This is a genomic window from Paraburkholderia fungorum (assembly GCF_003610895.1).
GTDB lineage: Bacteria > Pseudomonadota > Gammaproteobacteria > Burkholderiales > Burkholderiaceae > Paraburkholderia > Paraburkholderia fungorum_B.
In genome coordinates this window covers 1-5,356 of sequence record NZ_MCAS01000065.1, presented here as the reverse complement: position 1 = coordinate 5,356, position 5,356 = coordinate 1, and the positions used below count along the sequence as shown (strand labels likewise).

Genomic DNA, 5,356 nt, shown 5'->3' with positions numbered 1-5,356 from the left:
AATCGACGACTTCCTGAAACAGAACCGCGTCACCGAAATCGAAGCGATCATTCCGGATATGGCCGGGATCGCACGCGGCAAGATCATTCCGCGCAGCAAATTCGAATCCGGCGAGTCCATGCGCTTGCCGCAAGCGGTGATGATCCAGACCGTCACAGGGGACTATCCGGAAGACGGCACGCTCACCGGCGTCACCGACCCGGACATGGTGTGCGTACCTGACGCCAGCACCATCCGCATGATTCCGTGGGCGGTCGACCCGACTGCCCAGGTGATTCACGACTGCGTTCACTTCGACGGCACGCCCGTCGCCATCTCGCCGCGCCGCGTACTGCGCCGCGTGCTCGAACTCTACAAGGCCAAAGGCTGGAAGCCGGTTATCGCGCCCGAGCTCGAGTTCTACCTGGTCGACATGAACAAGGACCCGGATCTGCCGCTGCAACCGCCGATCGGCCGTACCGGTCGTCCGGAGACCGGGCGCCAGGCGTATTCGATCGAAGCGGTCAACGAATTCGACCCGCTCTTCGAAGACATCTACGAGTACTGCGAAGTGCAGGAACTGGAAGTCGATACGTTGATTCACGAAGTCGGCGCCGCGCAGATGGAGATCAACTTCATGCACGGCGACCCGCTGAAACTCGCCGACAGCGTGTTCCTGTTTAAGCGCACGGTGCGTGAAGCCGCGCTGCGTCACAAGATGTACGCGACCTTCATGGCCAAGCCGATGGAAGGCGAACCGGGCTCGGCCATGCACATGCACCAGAGCCTCGTGGACGAAGAAACCGGCCACAACCTGTTCACCGGCGCGGACGGCAAGCCGACATCGCTGTTCACCGGCTATATCGCCGGCCTGCAGAAATACACGCCGGCGCTCATGCCGATTTTCGCGCCGTATATCAACTCGTATCGCCGCCTGTCGCGCTTCATGGCCGCACCGATCAATGTGGCATGGGGTTACGACAACCGTACGGTGGGTTTCCGGATTCCGCATTCGGGGCCGGCTGCGCGCCGCATCGAGAACCGCATTCCGGGTGTTGACTGCAATCCGTATCTGGCGATCGCAGCAACGCTGGCCGCTGGTTATCTCGGCATGACGCAAAACCTGGAGCCGACCGAGCCGCTGCTCAGCGACGGCTACGAACTGCCCTACCAGTTGCCGCGCAATCTGGAAGAGGGTTTGACGTTGATGGGCGCGTGCGAACCGATGGCCGAGATTCTCGGCGAGAAATTCGTCAAAGCCTACCTCGCACTGAAAGAAACCGAATATGAGGCGTTTTTCCGCGTGATCAGCTCGTGGGAACGCCGGCATTTGCTGCTGCACGTTTAAGACGTCAACCGCAAACGCAAAAAAACTGGAGGCAGTATGAGCTACAGAACAGAAGAAGTCGCTTACGTCCAACCAGCGGTACTCCCCGCCGCGAACGCGCAAGCCGCGCAACGCAGCACCGCCGAATACCGCGCCCTCGACGCAGCCCATCACATCCATCCGTTCTCGGACATGGGTTCGCTCAATCGCGCCGGCAGCCGCGTGATCGTCAAGGCACAGGGCGTGTATCTGTGGGATTCGGACGGCAACAAGATCATCGACGGCATGGCCGGTCTGTGGTGCGTGAACGTCGGTTATGGCCGTAAGGAACTGGCCGACGCAGCATATCGTCAGATGCAGGAACTGCCCTTCTACAACACCTTCTTCAAGACGACGCATCCGCCGGTGATCGAACTCTCGGCATTGCTCGCGGAGCTGGCGCCGGAACCGTTCAATCACTTCTTCTATTGCAACAGCGGTTCGGAAGGCAACGACACCGTGCTGCGCATCGTCCATCAATACTGGGCAACGCAAGGCAAGCACTCGAAGAAGGTCGTCATCTCGCGCAGGAACGGCTATCACGGTTCGACGATCGCCGGCGGCACGCTGGGCGGCATGGGCTACATGCATGAACAGATGCCCTCGAAAGTCGAGAACATCGTTCATATCGACCAGCCGTATTTCTTCGGCGAAGCAGACGGCAATCTGACGCCGGAAGAATTCGCCCTCGCCCGTGCGCAGCAACTCGAAGCGAAGATCCTCGAAATCGGCGCGGACAATGTCGCGGCGTTTATCGGTGAGCCTTTCCAGGGAGCCGGCGGCGTGATTTTCCCGGCCTCGACGTACTGGCCGGAAATCCAGCGCATCTGCCGCAAGTACGACATCCTGCTGGTCGCCGACGAAGTGATCGGCGGCTTCGGCCGGACCGGCGAATGGTTCGCGCATCAGCACTTCGGTTTCGAGCCGGACCTGATCACGCTGGCCAAGGGCCTGACGAGCGGCTATGTCCCGATGGGCGCAGTCGGCCTGCACGATCGCGTGGCCAAGGCGATCATCGAGCACGGCGACTTCAATCACGGCCTCACCTACTCCGGCCACCCGGTGGCGGCGGCAGTGGCGATCGCCAATCTGAAACTGCTGCGCGACGAGAAGATCGTCGAGCGCGTCAAGACCGACACGGGTCCGTACTTCCAGAAGAAGCTGCGCGACACCTTCGCCAATCACCCTATCGTTGGCGAAATCTCCGGCGCGGGTCTGGTAGCCGGTCTGCAACTCGCAGAAGACCCGAAAACGCGCAAGCGTTTTGCCAATGGCGGTGAAGTCGGCACGATCTGCCGCGACTTCTGCTTCAACGGCAACCTGATCATGCGTGCTACCGGCGACCGGATGCTGCTGTCGCCGCCGCTCGTAATTAATAAGCTGGAAATCGACGAGATCGTTTCGAAGGCCAAAAAAGCCATCGACGCGACCGCACAACAACTCGGAATTTCGTAACGGCAGTTCGTTCCGGCATGCGCGCACCCACGATATACGCTCATGCCGGTTCTTCACATCAAGGGAAAAAACCATGAGCGTTTGTCATCTTCGTCATGCGGTCGCGGGGGCCGCGCTTCTCGCCTTCACGGGTTTTGCGGCGTTGTCGGTCACGCCGGCCCTTGCGGCCGACACGGAACTGAATGTCTACAACTGGTCGGACTACATCGCGAAGGACACGATTCCGAACTTCGAGAAGCAGGACGGCATTCACGTCAAATACGATAACTACGATAGCGATGATACGTTGCAGGCGAAACTGCTTGCGGGCAGCTCCGGTTACGATATCGTGGTCCCGACGTCGAACTACATGGCCAAGCAGATTCAGGCCGGCGTCTATCAGAAGCTCGACAAATCGAAGCTGCCGAACCTCACGAACCTCGACCCTGTGTTGATGAAGATGATCGCCGACGCCGATCCAGGCAACCAGTACGGTGTGCCCTGGGCCTACGGCACCGACGGTATCGGCTACAACGTGCAGGCGGTGCAGAAGGCCCTCGGCGCAAATGCACCGGTCGATAGCTGGGCGCTCGTGTTCGATCCGGCCAATCTGTCGAAGCTGAAAGGCTGCGGCGTATCGTTCCTCGACCAGGCCGTCGACGTGTTTGCCGCCACGCTGCAGTACATGCACAAAGATCCGAACAGCACGAACCCCGCCGATTATCAGGCTGCCTTTGAAGTGCTGAAGAAAGTCCGCCCGTATATCACCCAATTCAATTCTTCCGGCTACATCAACGACCTTGCCAATAACGACGTCTGCGTCGCGGTTGCATGGTCCGGCGACGTCGGCATCGCAAGCCGCCGCACCGCTGAAGCCAAGCGTTCGTATCAGGTGAAATTCTCGAACGTCAAGGAAGGCGGTCTGCTGTGGTTCGACGTCATGGTGATCCCGAAAGACGCACCGCACCCTGAAGCCGCGTTGAAGTGGATCAACTACATTGAAGATCCGAAGGTCAACGCCGCCATCACGAATGAAGTGTTTTATCCGACTGCGAACAAGGCCGCACGCCAGTTCGTCACGCCGACAGTTTCACAGGATACGACCGTTTATCCGGGCGACGAAGTCTTGAGCAAGATGACGCTCATGAAGCCGATGCCCACTGACATTCTGCGCCTTGAAAATCGTCTTTGGGCGCAGCTTAAAACCGGCCATTAATCAAGCCAACCAGAAACTTTGATCCCGCGCTCAGGGATCGCTCGAACCCTGAGCGCATGAATGGCAGTAACGGTAGTCAGCCTGCGCCGTCCACGCGCAGTCCCATGTTTTCCGATCGCAGCGCATCTTGCGAGTCGCTCCCCGCGCCTCGTATGGAGACACTTGCGCTCGCGATCCGCAAGGAATGGTTACATCATGAACTCGACGACACAAACAAGCGTAGCCGGCGCCGCCCAGATGGCCCGCCCCGCATCGACGACAAAATCGAAATCGGACGAATTCGTTCGCATCGAAAATGTCGTAAAAAAATTCGGCGACAGTACGGCGGTCAATAACGTCAGCCTGAACATCGCCAAGAACGAACTGTTCGCCCTGCTCGGCAGCTCCGGCTGCGGCAAGTCCACGCTCCTGCGCATGCTCGCAGGACTCGAGACGGTCACCTCCGGGCGTATTTTCGTCGACGGCGAAGATCTCGCCGCGATGCCGCCGTACAAGCGGCCGGTCAACATGATGTTCCAGTCGTATGCGCTGTTCCCGCACATGACGGTCGAAGCGAACATCGCCTTTGGCCTGAAGCAGGAAGGCACGCCGAAGAACGAGATCAGGGAGCGCGTGGCCGACGCGCTCAATCTCGTGCAGATGGGCAAATACGCGCAGCGCAAGCCGCATCAGCTGTCCGGCGGACAGCAGCAGCGCGTGGCGCTGGCCCGCTCGCTAGTCAAACGCCCCAAGCTGCTGTTGCTCGACGAACCGATGTCGGCGCTCGACAAACAGATCCGCCAGAAGACCCAGCTCGAACTGGTGAACATCATCGAGAAAGTCGACGTGACCTGCGTGATGGTCACGCACGATCAGGAAGAAGCCATGACGATGGCCGGCCGCATCGCGGTGATGAGCGAAGGCCGCATCGTGCAGATCGGCTCGCCTAGTCAGGTGTACGAGTTTCCGAACAGCCGCTTCTCGGCGGAGTTCATCGGCTCGACCAACCTGTTCGAAGGCACCGTGGTCGCGGATGAACCTGACCACATCTTCGTCGAAAGCGCTGACCTCGAATCGAGCATCTATGTGAGCCATGGCATTACGGGGCCGCTGGGCATGCCGGTGGGCATTTCCGTGCGTCCGGAGCGCGTGAAGGTTTCGCTAGAAAAACCCTCGACGCCGCACAACTGGGCGCGTGGCGTGGTCTCGGATGTGGCGTACATGGGCAGCTATTCGCTGTACCACATACGCCTCGAAAGCGGCAAAACCGTCGTGTCGAATCTCTCCAGCTCGCACCTGATGAGCGAAGGTGCGCCGTCCTATAACGACGACGTGTTCGTCTACTGGTCGCCGGCAAGCGGCGTGGTGCTGACGCAATGAGC

4 protein-coding genes are annotated in these 5,356 nt (G+C 59.7%); all 4 read left to right on the top strand.

All coding sequences use genetic code 11. The features are described from left to right. Nucleotide 1 precedes the first annotated feature (1 nt). On the top strand, nucleotides 2–1,327 hold the full coding sequence (locus BCY88_RS35585; protein WP_259461615.1) for a glutamine synthetase family protein: 1,326 nt from the start codon (nucleotides 2–4) through the stop codon (nucleotides 1,325–1,327). A 36-nt stretch (nucleotides 1,328–1,363) separates the two neighbouring features. Further along, nucleotides 1,364–2,800, top strand: coding sequence for an aspartate aminotransferase family protein (locus BCY88_RS35580; RefSeq protein WP_120348768.1), 1,437 nt, complete (start codon nucleotides 1,364–1,366; stop codon nucleotides 2,798–2,800). A 73-nt stretch (nucleotides 2,801–2,873) separates the two neighbouring features. Continuing rightward, nucleotides 2,874–3,995: a polyamine ABC transporter substrate-binding protein gene (locus BCY88_RS35575; RefSeq protein ID WP_120348767.1), complete on the top strand. Its 1,122-nt coding sequence runs from the start codon at nucleotides 2,874–2,876 to the stop codon at nucleotides 3,993–3,995. A 237-nt stretch (nucleotides 3,996–4,232) separates the two neighbouring features. Then, complete coding sequence (locus BCY88_RS35570; protein WP_183081529.1) at nucleotides 4,233–5,354, top strand: ABC transporter ATP-binding protein; 1,122 nt, start codon at nucleotides 4,233–4,235, stop codon at nucleotides 5,352–5,354. Nucleotides 5,355–5,356 lie beyond the last annotated feature (2 nt).